This is a genomic window from Stutzerimonas chloritidismutans, assembly GCF_051486945.1.
GTDB classification, from domain to species: Bacteria; Pseudomonadota; Gammaproteobacteria; order Pseudomonadales; family Pseudomonadaceae; genus Stutzerimonas; species Stutzerimonas chloritidismutans_B.
This window is the reverse complement of the sequence record NZ_JAHVDX010000009.1, coordinates 1-16,575: the sequence shown is the minus strand read 5'-3', so window position 1 is coordinate 16,575 and position 16,575 is coordinate 1. Positions and strand designations below refer to the sequence as shown.

The following is a 16,575-nucleotide window of genomic DNA, read 5'->3' as shown; positions in this document are numbered from 1 at the left end:
AGGCGTCGAGATGGTTATGCCGGGTGACAACATCAAGATGGTCGTTACCCTGATCAAGCCGATCGCTATGGAAGACGGCCTGCGCTTCGCTATCCGCGAAGGCGGTCGTACCGTTGGTGCTGGTGTGGTCGCCAAGATCGTCGAATAATCGATTGATCTGATCCATTCGGGCCGGCATAATAGTCGGCCTGACTCTTGTTAGGCCAGTAGCTCAATTGGCAGAGCGGCGGTCTCCAAAACCGCAGGTTGGGGGTTCGATTCCCTCCTGGCCTGCCAACTTCAAACGAATTTGGCAGTATTTACAGGGTTCTAGCAGATGAATGTCAAAGCAGAAGCCAAAGACTCGCGCTTCGATCTGTTGAAGTGGTTTGTTGTGGCTGCTTTGGTGGTTGTGGCTGTTGTGGGTAACCAGTATTACGCTGCAGAGCCGATTCTGTATAGAGTCCTTGCGCTAATCGTGTTTGCTGTGGTGGCAGCTTTTGTTGCTCTGCAGACGTCCAAAGGTCGCTCTTTTTTCATTCTTTTGAAAGAGGCGCGCGTCGAGATTCGAAAGGTCGTTTGGCCAACCCGTCAAGAAACCACGCAGACTACGTTGATAGTTGTTGCGGTTGTACTGGTTGTGGCGCTGCTGTTGTGGGGGCTTGACTCCCTGCTCGGCTGGTTGGTTTCTCTGATCGTAGGCTAAAGGTGTTCCGTGGCTAAGCGTTGGTATGTGGTGCATGCTTACTCAGGTTACGAGAAGCATGTCATGCGCTCCCTCATTGAGCGTATCAAGCTTGCTGGTATGGAAGATCATTTCGGTGAGATTCTGGTTCCGACCGAGGAAGTGGTCGAGATGCGTAATGGCCAGAAGCGCAAGAGTGAGCGCAAGTTCTTCCCCGGCTATGTCCTTGTTCAGATGGATATGGCTGAGGGAGCTTGGCATCTTGTCAAGGATACGCCCAGGGTTATGGGCTTTATCGGTGGTACCGCCGACAAGCCTGCGCCTATCACCGACAAGGAGGCGGAGGCCATCCTTCGTCGCGTTGCCGATGGCAGTGATAAGCCGAAGCCGAAAACGTTGTTTGAGCCGGGCGAGGTTGTCCGTGTTGCTGACGGGCCTTTTGCGGATTTCAATGGCGTCGTCGAAGAAGTCAATTACGAAAAGAGCCGGATTCAGGTGGCTGTCCTTATCTTTGGGCGATCCACCCCGGTTGAGTTGGAGTTCAGTCAGGTCGAAAAGGTCTAGCTGATCAAAGCATCCCATACCCCCGCAGCTGCTGGCTGCGGGGTTTTGTCGTCACCGGGATATTCGAGTGAACAGGGGAGCCGATAGGCGTTATCACCCGCAACGGAGTATTTATGGCTAAGAAGATTCAGGCTTACATCAAGCTTCAGGTCAAGGCCGGCCAGGCCAATCCGTCTCCGCCCGTTGGTCCTGCGTTGGGTCAGCATGGCGTGAACATCATGGAGTTCTGTAAGGCGTTCAATGCGCGCACGCAAGGTCAAGAGCCTGGCTTGCCTACCCCGGTGATCATCACCGTTTACAGTGACCGCAGTTTCACGTTCGAGACCAAGAGCACTCCAGCTGCCGTGTTGCTGAAGAAGGCCGCCGGTATCGCCAGTGGCTCCGCTCGCCCCAACACTCAGAAGGTGGGCACTGTTACGCGCGCACAGCTGGAGGAGATCGCAAAGACCAAGAATGCCGATCTCACCGCTGCTGATCTTGAAGCGGCCGTGCGGACAATTGCCGGCTCCGCTCGGAGCATGGGCCTGAACGTGGAGGGCGTGTAAATGGCTAAGTTGACTAAGCGTCAAAAAGCTATCGCTTCGAAGATCGAAGCGGGTAAGCAGTACGCATTTGAAGACGCCGCCAAGCTGCTGGCCGAGCTCTCAGCTGTGAAGTTCACCGAGTCGTTCGATATCGCCATCAACCTTGGTGTTGATCCGCGTAAATCCGACCAGGTTGTTCGTGGAGCCACTGTTCTGCCCAATGGCACCGGCAAGACTGTTCGCGTAGCGGTCTTTACTCAGGGTGCGGGTGCTGAAGCTGCTTTGGCCGCTGGTGCCGACCGCGTAGGTATGGATGAGTTGGCTGCTGAAATGAAGGGCGGCGACCTTAATTACGACGTGGTGATCGCTTCTCCTGATGCCATGCGTGTAGTCGGTCAACTGGGCCAGGTGCTAGGGCCGCGTGGTCTGATGCCCAACCCGAAAGTGGGTACCGTTACTGCTGACGTGGCTACTGCCGTCAAGAATGCCAAGGCTGGCCAGGTACGGTTCCGTACCGACAAGAACGGTATCATTCACACTTCCGTGGGTAAGGTTGGCTTCGAGGCGGGTCATGTGAAGCAAAACGTTGAGGCTCTCCTGTCAGATCTGAAGCGCCTGAAGCCATCCACGTCGAAGGGTATCTACGTCAAGCGCGTGACGCTTAGCACCACTATGGGGCCAGGGCTAGTCATTGATCAGGCTTCTCTCGAGGCCTAATACAGATATGTCGTGGCGACACTGCCACGGCTCACGATTGGGGTCCCTGCCTGGCGGGGGCTATCCAAGACCGTAGGCGGCAATTGTCTTAAACCGTCGAAGCAATGTTTCGTCAAGCCTACGCAGAGGTGCTCCCGATTCGTACCGAATCAGACACCAAAACCCGCCCGGTCTCGACTGGGCGAACCGGTAACATCCAGGAGTAAACACCCGTGGCAATTAAACTCGAAGACAAGAAGGCCATCGTCGCTGAAGTCAACGAGGCTGCCAAAGCTGCCCTGTCCGCTGTCGTGGCTGATGCCCGCGGCGTGACTGTAGGTGCCATGACCGGACTCCGTAAAGAGGCCCGCGAAGCTGGCGTATACGTACGGGTTGTACGTAATACGTTGCTGCGCCGCGCTGTTGAAGGCACTCAGTACGACGTGCTCAACGACGTGTTCAAAGGCCCGACCCTAATTGCGTTCTCCAACGAGCATCCGGGCGCTGCTGCCCGCATTTTCAAAGAGTTCGCCAAGGGTCAGGACAAGTTCGAAATCAAGGCTGCTGCGTTTGAGGGTCAGTTCATCGCAGCCAACCAGATCGACGCTTTGGCAACCCTGCCGACCTACGACGAAGCCATTTCCCAGCTGATGAGCGTGATGCAAGGCGCCACCAGCAAACTGGCTCGCACTCTGGCGGCTATTCGCGACCAGAAGGAAACAGCAGCAGCCTGAGGGCCCGCGCTGGATCTTTCGAATTTCTTTTCGCTTAGATGGCCGCAGGCCGTCACCTAATAGACAGGAACTAGAGTCATGGCTCTGACCAACGAAGATATCATCAACGCCGTTTCCGAAATGTCCGTGATGCAGGTTGTTGAACTGATCAAGGCAATGGAAGAAAAGTTTGGCGTAACCGCTGCTGCTGCTACCGTAGCTGCTGCTGGCCCGGCTGCTGCTGCTGCTGAAGAGCAGACCGAGTTCACCGTAGTCCTGGCTGAAGCCGGCGACAAGAAAGTAAACGTCATCAAGGCGGTTCGTGAATTGACCGGCCTGGGTCTGAAAGAAGCCAAGGCAGTCGTTGACGGTGCCCCGGGCGTTGTGAAGGAAGGCGTCTCGAAGGAAGAGGCCGAAGCGGCCAAGAAGGCTCTGGAAGAGGCAGGCGCCAAAGTCGAGCTCAAGTAAGCACGACCTTGCGTCTACAGCCTAAGCGAGTCGCGTAAGGCTGATGGCTGGTGGCTTATGCCACCGGCCTTTTTCCGTTATAGCTGCCTATGTTCAGTGCAGCGATGTGCGGAAAGCCGCTCAGTTGGGCGGAGCGAATCCCAGGGATTCGCAAGATTTTCTGGTTGCTCTCGTCGGGAGCAACCAAACAAGCAGGTGACCAAGCTGGGGAACGCTGATGGCTTACTCATACACTGAGAAAAAACGAATCCGCAAGGACTTTAGCAAGTTACCGCACGTGATGGACGTGCCGTATCTTTTGGCCATCCAGCTGGATTCGTACCGCGAATTCCTGCAGGCGGGAGCGACCAAGGATCAGTTCCGCGATATTGGCTTGCATGCAGCCTTCAAATCTGTTTTTCCGATTATCAGCTATTCCGGCAATGCGGCGCTGGAGTACGTCGGCTATCGCCTTGGCGACCCGGCTTTTGATGTCAAGGAATGTGTCCTGCGCGGCGTGACCTTTGCGGTTCCGCTGCGCGTAAAGGTTCGTCTGATCATTTTCGACAAAGAATCGTCGAGCAAGGCGATCAAGGACATCAAGGAACAGGAAGTCTACATGGGGGAAATCCCCCTGATGACCGAAAACGGTACCTTCATCATCAACGGCACCGAGCGCGTAATCGTCTCCCAGCTCCATCGCTCGCCTGGTGTGTTCTTCGATCACGACCGTGGCAAAACTCATAGCTCTGGCAAACTGCTGTATTCCGCTCGCATCATTCCTTACCGCGGCTCCTGGCTGGACTTCGAGTTCGACCCGAAGGATGCCGTGTTCGTCCGTATCGACCGTCGCCGCAAGCTGCCGGCGTCGGTGCTGCTGCGCGCCCTAAACTACAGCGCCGAGGAAATCCTCGACGCGTTTTATGACACCAATGTTTTCCATGTAAAGGGCGAAACCCTGAGCCTGGAGTTGGTTCCACAGCGGCTGCGTGGTGAGATCGCGTCCTTCGATATCAAGGACGAGAACGGTAAGGTGATCGTCGAGCAAGGTCGCCGCATCACTGCGCGCCATATCAACCAACTCGACAAGTCGGGCATCAAGTCGCTCGAGATGCCGATGGAATATGTCTTGGGCCGTACGACGGCGAAGGCAATCGTGCATCCGGCGACCGGCGAGATCATTGCCGAGTGCAATACCGAACTGACTGTCGATATGCTGGCCAAGTTGTTAAAGGCGCAGGTTGTCCGCTTCGAGACCCTCTACACCAACGATATCGACTGCGGTCCGTTCATTTCTGACACGCTGAAGATCGATTCGACCACCAATCAGCTCGAAGCGCTGGTTGAGATCTATCGGATGATGCGTCCTGGCGAACCGCCAACCAAGGATGCGGCCGAGACGCTGTTCAATAACCTGTTCTTTGCATCCGAGCGCTACGACCTGTCGGCCGTTGGCCGGATGAAGTTCAACCGTCGGATCGGTCGCGCCGAAATCGAAGGGCCGGGCGTCCTGAGTCGCGAAGATATCGTCGCGGTGCTCAAGACCCTAGTCGACATTCGCAACGGCAAAGGTATCGTCGACGACATCGATCACCTCGGTAACCGTCGTGTGCGCTGCGTTGGCGAAATGGCAGAGAATCAGTTCCGGGTGGGCTTAGTGCGTGTCGAACGTGCGGTCAAGGAACGTCTGTCGATGGCCGAGAGCGAAGGCCTGATGCCGCAGGATCTGATCAATGCCAAGCCGGTAGCGGCTGCGGTCAAGGAATTCTTCGGCTCTAGCCAGCTATCTCAGTTCATGGACCAGAACAACCCGCTCTCCGAAATCACCCACAAGCGCCGCGTTTCCGCGCTTGGCCCGGGCGGTCTGACCCGTGAGCGTGCCGGTTTTGAAGTCCGCGACGTACACCCGACGCACTATGGTCGCGTCTGCCCGATCGAAACGCCTGAAGGGCCGAACATCGGTCTGATCAACTCCCTGGCTGCCTATGCTCGCACCAACCAGTACGGTTTCCTCGAGAGCCCGTACCGCGTGGTCAAGGAAGGCGAGGTCACTGACGAGATCGTGTTTCTGTCGGCGATCGAAGAAGCGGACCATGTCATCGCCCAGGCCAGCGCCAAGCTGGACGGCCGCAAGCTGGTCGACGAGCTCGTGGCTGTGCGCCATCAGAACGAATTCACGGTCAAGGCGCCGGAAGACGTGACGCTGATGGACGTATCGCCGAAGCAGGTCGTTTCCGTTGCTGCATCGCTGATTCCGTTCCTCGAACACGACGATGCCAACCGCGCGCTCATGGGCTCGAACATGCAGCGCCAGGCCGTGCCAACCTTGCGTTCGGACAAGCCGTTGGTAGGCACCGGCATGGAGCGCAACGTTGCCCGAGATTCGGGTGTCTGCGTCGTGGCCCGGCGTGGCGGTGTGATCGATTCCGTCGATGCCAGCCGTATTGTCGTTCGTGTGCGTGACGACGAAGTCGAGACCGGTGAGGCCGGTGTCGACATCTACAACCTGACCAAGTACACCCGCTCCAACCAGAACACCTGCATCAACCAGCGCCCGCTGGTGAGCAAGGGTGACGTGGTCGCGCGTGGCGACATCATGGCGGACGGTCCGTCCACCGACATGGGTGAGCTTGCGCTCGGGCAGAACATGCGCGTCGCGTTCATGCCCTGGAACGGCTACAACTTCGAAGACTCCATTCTCCTTTCCGAGCGTGTGGTCCAGGAAGATCGTTTCACCACCATTCACATTCAGGAACTGACCTGCGTATCTCGCGATACCAAGCTCGGCCCAGAGGAAATCACCGCGGATATCCCCAACGTGGGTGAGGCTGCGCTGAACAAACTGGACGAAGCGGGCATCGTTTACGTTGGTGCCGAAGTTGGGCCGGGCGACATCCTGGTCGGCAAGGTCACGCCGAAAGGTGAAACCCAGCTGACCCCGGAAGAAAAGCTGCTGCGCGCCATCTTTGGTGAGAAGGCGTCTGACGTGAAAGACACTTCCCTGCGCGTGCCGACCGGTACCAAGGGGACGGTCATCGACGTGCAGGTGTTCATCCGTGACGGTGTCGAGCGCGACTCGCGCGCGCTGTCGATCGAAAAGATGCAGCTAGACGAGATCCGCAAGGACCTGAACGAAGAGTTCCGTATCGTCGAGGGCGCTACTTTCGAGCGTCTGCGTTCTGCTCTGGTTGGTACCGCGGTCGAAGGTGGTGCAGGCCTGAAGAAGGGTGCGGTCATTACCGACGAGACGCTCGACGGCCTCGAGCATGGGCAGTGGTTCAAGCTGCGCATGACCGACGATGCGCTGAACGAGCAGCTGGAAAAGGCTCAGGCGTATCTGTCCGACCGCCGTCAGCTGCTCGACGACAAGTTCGAGGACAAGAAGCGCAAGCTGCAGCAGGGCGATGATCTGGCGCCGGGCGTGCTGAAGATCGTCAAGGTCTATCTGGCCATCAAGCGGCGTATCCAGCCGGGCGACAAGATGGCCGGTCGTCACGGTAACAAGGGTGTTGTCTCGGTGATCATGCCGGTCGAAGACATGCCGCATGATGCCAATGGCACGCCGGTCGACATCGTGTTGAACCCGCTGGGTGTACCTTCGCGTATGAACGTCGGTCAGATCCTTGAAACCCACCTGGGCCTTGCGGCCAAGGGCTTGGGCGAGAAGATCAACCGCATGCTCGAAGAGCAGCGCAAGGTCGCCGAGCTGCGCAAGTTCCTGACCGAGATCTACAACGAGATCGGTGGACGCCAGGAGAATCTGGAAAGCTTCAGCGACCAGGAGATTCTGGATCTGGCGAAGAACCTGCGTGGCGGTGTGCCGATGGCGACGCCGGTGTTCGACGGTGCCAAGGAGCGTGAGATCAAGGCCATGCTGAAGCTGGCCGATCTGCCGGAAAGCGGCCAGATGCAGCTGTTCGATGGTCGTACTGGTAACAAGTTCGAGCGCACCACCACCGTCGGCTATATGTACATGCTGAAGCTGAACCACCTGGTCGACGACAAGATGCACGCGCGTTCCACCGGTTCCTACAGCCTGGTTACCCAGCAGCCGCTGGGCGGTAAGGCGCAGTTCGGTGGCCAGCGTTTCGGGGAGATGGAGGTCTGGGCGCTGGAAGCCTATGGCGCCGCCTACACCCTGCAGGAAATGCTCACGGTCAAGTCGGACGACGTGAACGGGCGGACCAAGATGTACAAGAACATCGTGGACGGCGATCACCGCATGGAGCCCGGCATGCCGGAATCCTTCAACGTGTTGATCAAAGAGATCCGCTCGCTCGGTATCGACATCGATCTGGAAACCGAATAACCACGCACCGCGATGCGGTGACCGGCATCAGCCGCTCACCGCAGGTCCGTGAGGAGGAAAGGCCTTGAAAGACTTGCTGAATCTGTTGAAAAACCAGGGTCAAATCGAAGAGTTCGATGCCATCAAGATTGCATTGGCTTCGCCCGAGATGATCCGTTCCTGGTCCTTTGGCGAGGTCAAGAAGCCAGAGACCATCAATTACCGTACGTTCAAGCCCGAGCGTGACGGCCTCTTCTGCGCCAAGATCTTTGGCCCGGTCAAGGACTACGAGTGCCTGTGCGGCAAGTACAAGCGCCTCAAGCACCGCGGCGTGATCTGTGAGAAGTGTGGTGTCGAAGTCGCACTGGCCAAGGTTCGTCGCGAGCGCATGGCGCATATCGAACTGGCTTCGCCGGTTGCCCACATCTGGTTCCTGAAGTCGCTGCCGAGCCGTATCGGCCTGCTGTTGGACATGACCCTGCGTGACATCGAGCGCGTACTCTATTTCGAGAGCTACGTGGTCATCGATCCGGGCATGACGACCCTGGAAAAGGGCCAGTTGCTCAATGACGAGCAGTACTTCGAAGCCCTCGAAGAGTTCGGTGACGACTTCGACGCGCGCATGGGCGCCGAAGCCGTGCGCGAGCTGCTGCATGAAATCGATCTGGAGCACGAGATCGGTCGGCTGCGCGAAGAGATTCCGCAGACCAACTCGGAAACCAAGATCAAGAAGCTGTCCAAGCGTCTGAAGCTGATGGAAGCCTTCCATGGCTCGGGCAACCTGCCGGAGTGGATGGTACTCACCGTTCTGCCGGTACTGCCGCCGGATCTGCGTCCGCTGGTTCCGCTCGACGGCGGCCGCTTCGCGACATCGGATCTCAACGATCTGTATCGCCGCGTGATCAACCGTAACAACCGTCTCAAGCGCCTGCTCGACCTGTCGGCGCCGGACATCATCGTGCGCAACGAAAAGCGCATGCTGCAGGAGGCCGTCGACGCACTGCTCGACAACGGTCGTCGTGGCCGCGCCATCACTGGCTCGAACAAGCGTCCTCTCAAGTCCCTGGCCGACATGATCAAGGGCAAGCAGGGTCGTTTCCGTCAGAACCTGCTCGGCAAGCGTGTGGACTACTCCGGTCGTTCGGTAATTACCGTGGGCCCGACCCTGCGTCTGCACCAGTGCGGTCTGCCGAAGAAGATGGCTCTCGAACTGTTCAAACCGTTCATTTTCGGCAAGCTGGAAATGCGCGGTATGGCGACCACCATCAAGGCTGCCAAGAAGATGGTCGAGCGCGAACTGCCTGAGGTCTGGGACGTTCTGGCTGAAGTCATCCGCGAACATCCCGTGCTGCTCAACCGCGCACCGACGCTCCACCGTCTGGGTATCCAGGCGTTCGAGCCCGTGCTGATCGAAGGTAAGGCGATCCAGCTGCATCCGCTGGTCTGCGCCGCGTACAACGCCGACTTCGACGGTGACCAGATGGCCGTGCACGTGCCGCTGACGCTGGAAGCCCAGCTCGAAGCGCGCGCGCTGATGATGTCCACCAATAACATTCTGTCGCCCGCCAACGGCGAGCCGATCATCGTTCCCTCGCAGGACGTGGTCTTGGGTCTGTACTACATGACCCGCGAAGCCATCAATGCCAAGGGCGAGGGCCGCGTGTTTGCCGACTTGCAGGAAGTCGACCGCGTATTCCGCGCTGGCGAGGCTTCTTTGCATGCCCGCGTCAAGGTTCGTATTAGCGAAACCATCAAGGCACGCGATGGCAGCATTACTCGCAATACCCGCATCGTTGATACCACCGTCGGCCGCGCGCTTCTGTTCCAGGTAGTGCCCGAAGGGCTGGCGTTCGAGGTAGTCAACCAGCCGATGAAGAAGAAGGCGATTTCCAAGCTGATCAACCTGTGCTACCGCACGGTGGGTCTGAAGGACACCGTCATTTTCGCCGACCAATTGATGTACACCGGTTTCGCTTACTCCACCATTTCTGGGGTATCGATCGGCGTGAACGATTTCGTGATCCCTGACGAAAAGGCTCGCATCATCGACGCGGCCACCGAAGAAGTGAAGGAGATCGAGTCGCAATACGCGTCCGGCCTGGTAACCCAGGGCGAGAAGTACAACAAGGTGATCGACCTCTGGTCCAAGGCCAACGATGAAGTGTCTAAGGCAATGATGGCCAACCTCTCGAAAGAGAAGGTCATCGATCGTGAAGGCAACGAGGCCGAACAAGACTCCTTCAACTCGATGTACATGATGGCTGACTCTGGCGCACGGGGTTCCGCAGCCCAGATCCGTCAGCTTGCTGGTATGCGTGGTCTGATGGCCAAGCCGGATGGCTCGATCATCGAAACGCCAATTACCGCGAACTTCCGTGAAGGTCTGAACGTACTCCAGTACTTCATCTCGACCCACGGTGCTCGTAAGGGTCTGGCGGATACCGCACTGAAGACGGCTAACTCTGGTTACCTGACTCGCCGTCTGGTTGATGTTGCGCAAGATCTGGTCGTTACCGAAATCGATTGTGGTACCGAACAGGGCCTGCACATGACGCCGCACATCGAAGGCGGTGACGTCGTCGAGCCGTTGGGCGAGCGTGTACTGGGTCGTGTCATTGCGCGTGACGTGCTCAAGCCCGGCAGCGACGATGTGCTCGTCCCGGCGGGTACCTTGATCGACGAGCAGTGGGTCGATTTCATCGAGCTGAACAGTATCGACGAAGTCGTTGTGCGCTCGCCGATCAGCTGCGAAACCCGCTACGGCATCTGCGCCAAGTGCTACGGTCGCGACCTGGCTCGGGGCCATCTGGTCAACATTGGCGAAGCGGTTGGTGTCATTGCCGCTCAGTCGATCGGTGAGCCGGGTACCCAGCTCACGATGCGGACATTCCACATCGGTGGTGCGGCGAGCCGTACCTCGGCGGTCGACAATGTCATGGTTAAGAACGGCGGCACCATCCGCCTACACAACCTGAAGTATGTCGAGCGTGCCGATGGCGCCCTTATTGCAGTTTCCCGCTCCGGTGAACTGGCGGTCGCTGACGACTATGGTCGTGAGCGCGAGCGTTACAAGCTGCCGTACGGTGCTGTCATTTCCATCAAGGAAGGCGACAAGGTCGATGCCGGGTCCGTTGTAGCGAAGTGGGATCCGCACACTCACCCGATCGTCACCGAGATGAAGGGTGTAGTGACCTTCGTGGGTATGGAAGAGAACATCACCATCAAGCGCCAGACGGACGAGCTGACTGGCCTGACCAACATCGAGGTAATGGATCCGAAGGATCGTCCAGCATCCGGCAAGGATATTCGTCCGGCAATCAAGATGGTCGATGCCAGTGGCAAGGAGCTGTTGTTGCCAGGTACCGACGTGCCGGCTCAGTACTTCCTGCCGGCTAACGCTTTGGTCGGTGTGGCCGATGGTGCTGAAATCAACGTCGGTGACGTTATCGCTCGTATTCCTCAGGAAACGTCGAAGACTCGCGACATTACCGGTGGTCTGCCCCGCGTTGCCGATTTGTTCGAAGCGCGTCGTCCGAAAGAGCCGTCGATCCTAGCGGAAATCAGCGGGACGATTTCCTTCGGCAAGGAAACCAAGGGCAAGCGCCGGCTGGTCATCACGCCTACCGATGGAACGGATCCTTACGAAGAGCTGATCCCGAAATGGCGTCACCTCAACGTCTTCGAAGGCGAACAGGTAAACAAGGGTGAAGTGATCTCCGACGGGCCGAGCAACCCGCACGACATCTTGCGCCTGCTGGGTGTCAGCGCGCTGGCCAAGTACATCGTCAATGAGATCCAAGACGTCTATCGCCTGCAAGGTGTGAAGATCAACGACAAGCACATTGAGACCATCCTGCGCCAGATGCTGCGCAAGGTCGAAGTGGCTGAGTCGGGAGACTCCAGCTTTATCAAGGGCGACCAGATGGAGCTGACACAGGTGCTGGAAGAGAACGAGCGTCTGTCCGAGGACGACAAGTTTGGCTCCAAGTACACCCGCGTCCTGCTGGGTATCACCAAGGCGTCCTTGTCGACCGAGTCCTTCATCTCTGCGGCTTCGTTCCAGGAGACCACTCGTGTCCTCACTGAAGCTGCCGTTACCGGCAAGCGCGACTACCTGCGTGGCCTGAAGGAAAACGTCGTCGTGGGTCGCTTGATTCCGGCTGGTACCGGTCTGCAGTATCACAGCGAGCGCAAGCGCAAGCGTGACGCGGACAAACCGCTCCGGGTGAGTGCGGACGAAGTGGAAGCGGCGCTCACCGAAGCGTTGAATTCCAGCGGCAATTGATAGGCACATGTCCCGGCGTGAGCCGGGCGCGCCTTGACGGTGTGCAGGAAGGTCTTTAGACTCTTGTACCCCTAATTTGGCGGGGCTTCATGCCCTGCCATTTTTCGTTTGTGTCGAAAGACAACAGTGGAGCTAGTAGATGGCAACGATCAACCAGCTGGTACGTCAGCCGCGTAAGCGCGTCGTCGAGAAGAGCGACGTCCCTGCGCTGCAGAACTGCCCGCAGCGCCGTGGTGTGTGCACTCGCGTGTACACCACCACGCCAAAGAAACCGAACTCTGCACTTCGTAAGGTGTGCCGTGTTCGTCTGACCAATGGCTATGAAGTCGCCTCGTACATCGGTGGTGAAGGTCATAACCTGCAAGAGCACAGCGTCGTACTGATTCGTGGAGGCCGTGTGAAGGACCTTCCAGGTGTTCGCTACCACACCGTGCGCGGCTCGCTGGATACCTCTGGCGTCAAGGATCGCAAGCAGGGCCGCTCCAAGTACGGCACCAAGCGTCCGAAGTAATCGTATCTTTTATTTTTTTGAGTCGATAAGAGTAAGGTCGGGCGTAACCTCAGCGTTATAGTTCCGAGCTAACCTGAAGACCGTTTGAGGGCTTATCAATGCCAAGACGTCGTGTAGCAGCCAAGCGCGAGATCCTTGACGATCCGAAGTACGGAAGTCTGATCCTGGCCAAGTTCATGAACCACGTGATGGAAAGCGGCAAGAAGGCCGTTGCCGAGCGCATCGTTTATGGTGCTCTGGAGAAGGTCAAGGAACGCAAGAATGGAGACCCCCTGGAAATCTTCGAAAAAGCACTCGACGCCATCGCTCCGCTGGTCGAAGTGAAGTCCCGCCGTGTTGGCGGTGCGACTTACCAGGTTCCGGTCGAAGTTCGTCCGTCCCGTCGTAACGCGCTGGCCATGCGCTGGCTGGTAGACGCTGCGCGTAAGCGCGGTGAGAAGTCCATGGCTCTACGTCTTGCAGGCGAGCTAGTGGATGCATTTGAAGGTAAAGGCGCTGCGGTCAAGAAGCGCGAAGATGTGCACCGTATGGCTGAAGCCAACAAGGCCTTCTCGCACTACCGCTTCTAATTTTCAGCGTCACTAACTCGCGAGGGCTTTATGGCTCGTACTACAGCAATTAACCGCTACCGTAACATCGGTATCTGTGCTCACGTTGATGCGGGCAAGACTACCACTACCGAGCGGATCCTGTTCTACACAGGCCTGAGCCACAAGATGGGCGAGGTGCATGATGGCGCCGCGACCACTGACTGGATGGTTCAGGAGCAGGAGCGTGGTATTACCATCACGTCAGCTGCCATCACTACCTTCTGGGAAGGTTCTCGTCGTCAGTACGATAAGTACCGCGTGAACGTGATTGATACCCCCGGTCACGTTGACTTCACCATTGAAGTAGAGCGTTCCCTGCGTGTGCTCGACGGTGCTGTTGTCGTGTTCTGCGGCACCTCCGGTGTCGAGCCGCAGTCCGAGACCGTTTGGCGCCAGGCTAACAAGTATGGCGTCCCGCGTATCGTCTACGTCAACAAGATGGACCGCGCCGGCGCCAACTTCTTGCGCGTAGTCGCTCAGATCAAGAATCGCCTGGGTCACACTCCGGTGCCGATTCAGATCGCTATCGGTGCCGAGGATAACTTCCAGGGCCAGGTCGATCTGATCAAGATGAAGGCGATCTACTGGAACGATGACGACAAAGGTACTACCTACCGCGAGGAGGAAATTCCTGCGGAGCTGGTCGATCTGGCGAACGAGTGGCGCTCCAACATGGTTGAGGCTGCTGCTGAGGCTAACGAAGAGCTGATGAATAAGTACCTCGAAGAGGGTGATCTCTCCGAGGAGGATGTCAAGGCTGGCTTGCGCCTGCGTACCTTGGCCAGCGAGATCGTCCCAGCCGTCTGTGGTTCGTCCTTCAAGAACAAGGGTGTTCCCCTGGTCCTTGATGCGGTCATCGACTTTCTGCCTGCTCCGACTGAAATCCCTGCTATTCAGGGCGTTCATCCAGACAGCACCGATGAAAACGAGATTCACGACGAGCGTCATGCGGACGATAACGAGCCGTTTTCGGCCTTGGCGTTCAAGATTGCTACCGACCCGTTCGTGGGTACGCTGACATTCGTTCGTGTTTACTCGGGCGTCCTCGAGTCCGGCCAGTCGGTCATCAACTCGGTGAAGGGTAAGAAAGAGCGTGTTGGTCGTATGGTGCAAATGCACGCGAACCAGCGTGAAGAGATCAAGGAAGTGCGCGCGGGTGATATCGCTGCTCTGATCGGTATGAAGGACGTCACTACGGGTGAGACCCTTTGTGATCCAGACAAGCCGATCATCCTCGAGCGCATGGATTTCCCTGAGCCTGTCATTTCGGTTGCTGTCGAGCCGAAGACCAAGGCTGACCAGGAGAAGATGGGTATCGCTCTGGGCAAATTGGCCCAGGAAGATCCGTCCTTCCGCGTCAAAACCGATGAAGAGACAGGTCAGACCATCATCTCTGGCATGGGTGAGCTGCACCTGGACATCCTCGTTGACCGCATGAAGCGCGAATTCAACGTTGAGGCCAACATCGGCAAGCCGCAAGTTTCCTACCGTGAAACTATCACCAAGGACGGCGTTGAGATTGAGGGCAAGTTTGTCCGTCAGTCCGGTGGTCGTGGTCAGTTCGGTCATTGCTGGATCCGCTTCTCGACGCCGGATGTCGATGACAAGGGCAACATCACCGAAGGTCTGGTTTTCACTAACGAAGTCGTCGGTGGCGTGGTTCCGAAGGAATATATCCCTGCTATTCAGAAGGGTATCGAAGAGCAGATGAAGAACGGTGTTGTAGCCGGTTATCCGCTCATCGGTCTGAAGGCGACCGTTTTCGACGGTTCCTACCACGACGTTGACTCTAACGAGATGGCGTTCAAGGTGGCGGCATCCATGGCGACCAAGCAGCTGGCCCAGAAGGGTGGCGGCAAGGTGCTCGAGCCGATCATGAAAGTCGAGGTTGTCACTCCTGAGGACTACATGGGCGACGTTATGGGTGACCTGAACCGTCGTCGCGGTTTGATCCAGGGTATGGAAGATACGGTTTCCGGCAAGGTCATCCGTGCCGAAGTTCCGCTAGGCGAGATGTTTGGTTACGCTACCGACGTCCGTTCCATGTCTCAGGGTCGCGCCAGCTACTCCATGGAATTCTCCAAGTACGCAGAAGCTCCGGCGAACATCGTCGAAGCACTGGTCAAAAAACAAGGCTAATCCCGCCCTTTAAGTAAGAGGTTTACTGTCGTGGCTAAGGAAAAATTTGAACGTAACAAACCGCACGTCAACGTCGGCACCATTGGTCACGTTGACCATGGCAAGACCACTCTGACTGCTGCTCTGACTCGCGTGTGCTCCGAGGTTTTCGGTTCCGCTCGTGTCGACTTCGACAAGATCGATAGCGCACCGGAAGAGAAGGCTCGCGGTATCACCATCAACACCGCTCACGTCGAGTATGACTCGAACGTTCGCCACTACGCGCACGTTGACTGCCCCGGCCACGCCGACTACGTCAAGAACATGATCACCGGTGCTGCGCAGATGGACGGCGCGATCCTGGTTTGCTCGGCTGCTGACGGCCCCATGCCGCAGACGCGTGAGCACATCCTGCTGTCTCGTCAGGTAGGTGTTCCGTACATCGTTGTGTTCCTGAATAAGGCTGACATGGTCGACGACGCCGAGCTGCTCGAACTGGTCGAAATGGAAGTTCGTGACCTGTTGTCGACCTACGACTTCCCGGGTGACGACACGCCGATCATCATCGGTTCTGCGCTGATGGCGCTGAACGGCGAGGACGACAACGAGCTGGGCACCACCGCGGTCAAGAAGCTGGTCGAGACTCTGGATACTTACATCCCTGAGCCGGTTCGTGCCATCGACAAGCCGTTCCTGATGCCGATCGAAGACGTCTTCTCGATCTCTGGTCGCGGTACGGTAGTGACGGGTCGTGTCGAGCGCGGCATCGTCAAGGTTCAGGAAGAAATCGAGATAGTTGGTCTGCGTGACACCACCAAGACTACCTGTACGGGTGTTGAGATGTTCCGCAAGCTGCTCGACGAAGGTCGTGCGGGCGAGAACTGTGGTGTGCTGCTGCGCGGCACCAAGCGTGATGATGTCGAGCGTGGTCAGGTTCTGGCCAAGCCGGGCACCATCAAGCCGCATACCAAGTTCGAAGCAGAAGTGTACGTTCTGTCCAAGGAAGAAGGTGGTCGTCACACCCCATTCTTCAAGGGCTACCGTCCTCAGTTCTACTTCCGGACTACTGACGTGACCGGTTCGTGCGAACTGCCGGAAGGCGTCGAGATGGTTATGCCGGGTGACAACATCAAGATGGTCGTTACCCTGATCAAGCCGATCGCTATGGAAGACGG

The 16,575-nt window shown here is 57.5% G+C and carries 12 protein-coding genes, 1 tRNA gene and 1 pseudogene; all 14 read left to right on the top strand.

Annotated features, from left to right (window positions below; translation table 11 throughout):
- A pseudogene (gene tuf, locus KXR72_RS20815) lies at positions 1 to 148 on the top strand (elongation factor Tu); the annotation flags it as partial.
- Positions 149 to 200: 52 nt separating this feature from the next.
- Positions 201 to 276, top strand: a tRNA-Trp gene (locus tag KXR72_RS20810).
- Positions 277 to 316: 40 nt separating this feature from the next.
- Positions 317 to 685, top strand: coding sequence for a preprotein translocase subunit SecE (gene secE, locus KXR72_RS20805; protein ID WP_437423010.1), 369 nt, complete (start codon positions 317 to 319; stop codon positions 683 to 685).
- Between the two features lie 9 nt (positions 686 to 694).
- On the top strand, positions 695 to 1,228 hold the full coding sequence (gene nusG / locus KXR72_RS20800) for a transcription termination/antitermination protein NusG (RefSeq protein ID WP_019342058.1): 534 nt from the start codon (positions 695 to 697) through the stop codon (positions 1,226 to 1,228).
- 113 nt (positions 1,229 to 1,341) lie between these two features.
- Entirely contained in the window at positions 1,342 to 1,773 is a 432-nt protein-coding gene (gene rplK / locus KXR72_RS20795; protein WP_437423009.1) for a 50S ribosomal protein L11, read from the top strand.
- On the top strand, positions 1,774 to 2,469 hold the full coding sequence (gene rplA, locus KXR72_RS20790; RefSeq protein WP_437423008.1) for a 50S ribosomal protein L1: 696 nt from the start codon (positions 1,774 to 1,776) through the stop codon (positions 2,467 to 2,469). It begins immediately after the preceding gene.
- Between the two features lie 212 nt (positions 2,470 to 2,681).
- The gene (rplJ, locus tag KXR72_RS20785; protein WP_437423007.1) at positions 2,682 to 3,182 is read left to right on the top strand and encodes a 50S ribosomal protein L10; all 501 of its coding nucleotides are present in this window, start codon (positions 2,682 to 2,684) and stop codon (positions 3,180 to 3,182) included.
- A gap of 78 nt (positions 3,183 to 3,260) precedes the next feature.
- A complete protein-coding gene (gene rplL, locus KXR72_RS20780) occupies positions 3,261 to 3,629 on the top strand; it encodes a 50S ribosomal protein L7/L12 (RefSeq protein ID WP_102852776.1) in 369 nt (122 codons plus the stop codon).
- Between the two features lie 217 nt (positions 3,630 to 3,846).
- A complete protein-coding gene (gene rpoB, locus KXR72_RS20775) occupies positions 3,847 to 7,917 on the top strand; it encodes a DNA-directed RNA polymerase subunit beta (protein ID WP_437423006.1) in 4,071 nt (1,356 codons plus the stop codon).
- A 64-nt stretch (positions 7,918 to 7,981) separates the two neighbouring features.
- Complete coding sequence (gene rpoC / locus KXR72_RS20770) at positions 7,982 to 12,181, top strand: DNA-directed RNA polymerase subunit beta' (RefSeq protein WP_437423005.1); 4,200 nt, start codon at positions 7,982 to 7,984, stop codon at positions 12,179 to 12,181.
- Positions 12,182 to 12,320: 139 nt separating this feature from the next.
- Positions 12,321 to 12,692 (top strand): 30S ribosomal protein S12, encoded by a 372-nt coding sequence (rpsL, locus tag KXR72_RS20765; RefSeq protein WP_437423004.1) that lies wholly within the window; start codon positions 12,321 to 12,323, stop codon positions 12,690 to 12,692.
- Positions 12,693 to 12,790: 98 nt separating this feature from the next.
- The gene (gene rpsG / locus KXR72_RS20760; RefSeq protein ID WP_437423003.1) at positions 12,791 to 13,261 is read left to right on the top strand and encodes a 30S ribosomal protein S7; all 471 of its coding nucleotides are present in this window, start codon (positions 12,791 to 12,793) and stop codon (positions 13,259 to 13,261) included.
- Between the two features lie 30 nt (positions 13,262 to 13,291).
- A complete protein-coding gene (fusA, locus tag KXR72_RS20755) occupies positions 13,292 to 15,421 on the top strand; it encodes an elongation factor G (RefSeq protein ID WP_437423002.1) in 2,130 nt (709 codons plus the stop codon).
- A gap of 30 nt (positions 15,422 to 15,451) precedes the next feature.
- On the top strand, positions 15,452 to 16,575 hold a 1,124-nt coding region (gene tuf / locus KXR72_RS20750; RefSeq protein ID WP_437423001.1), incomplete at its 3' end, for an elongation factor Tu.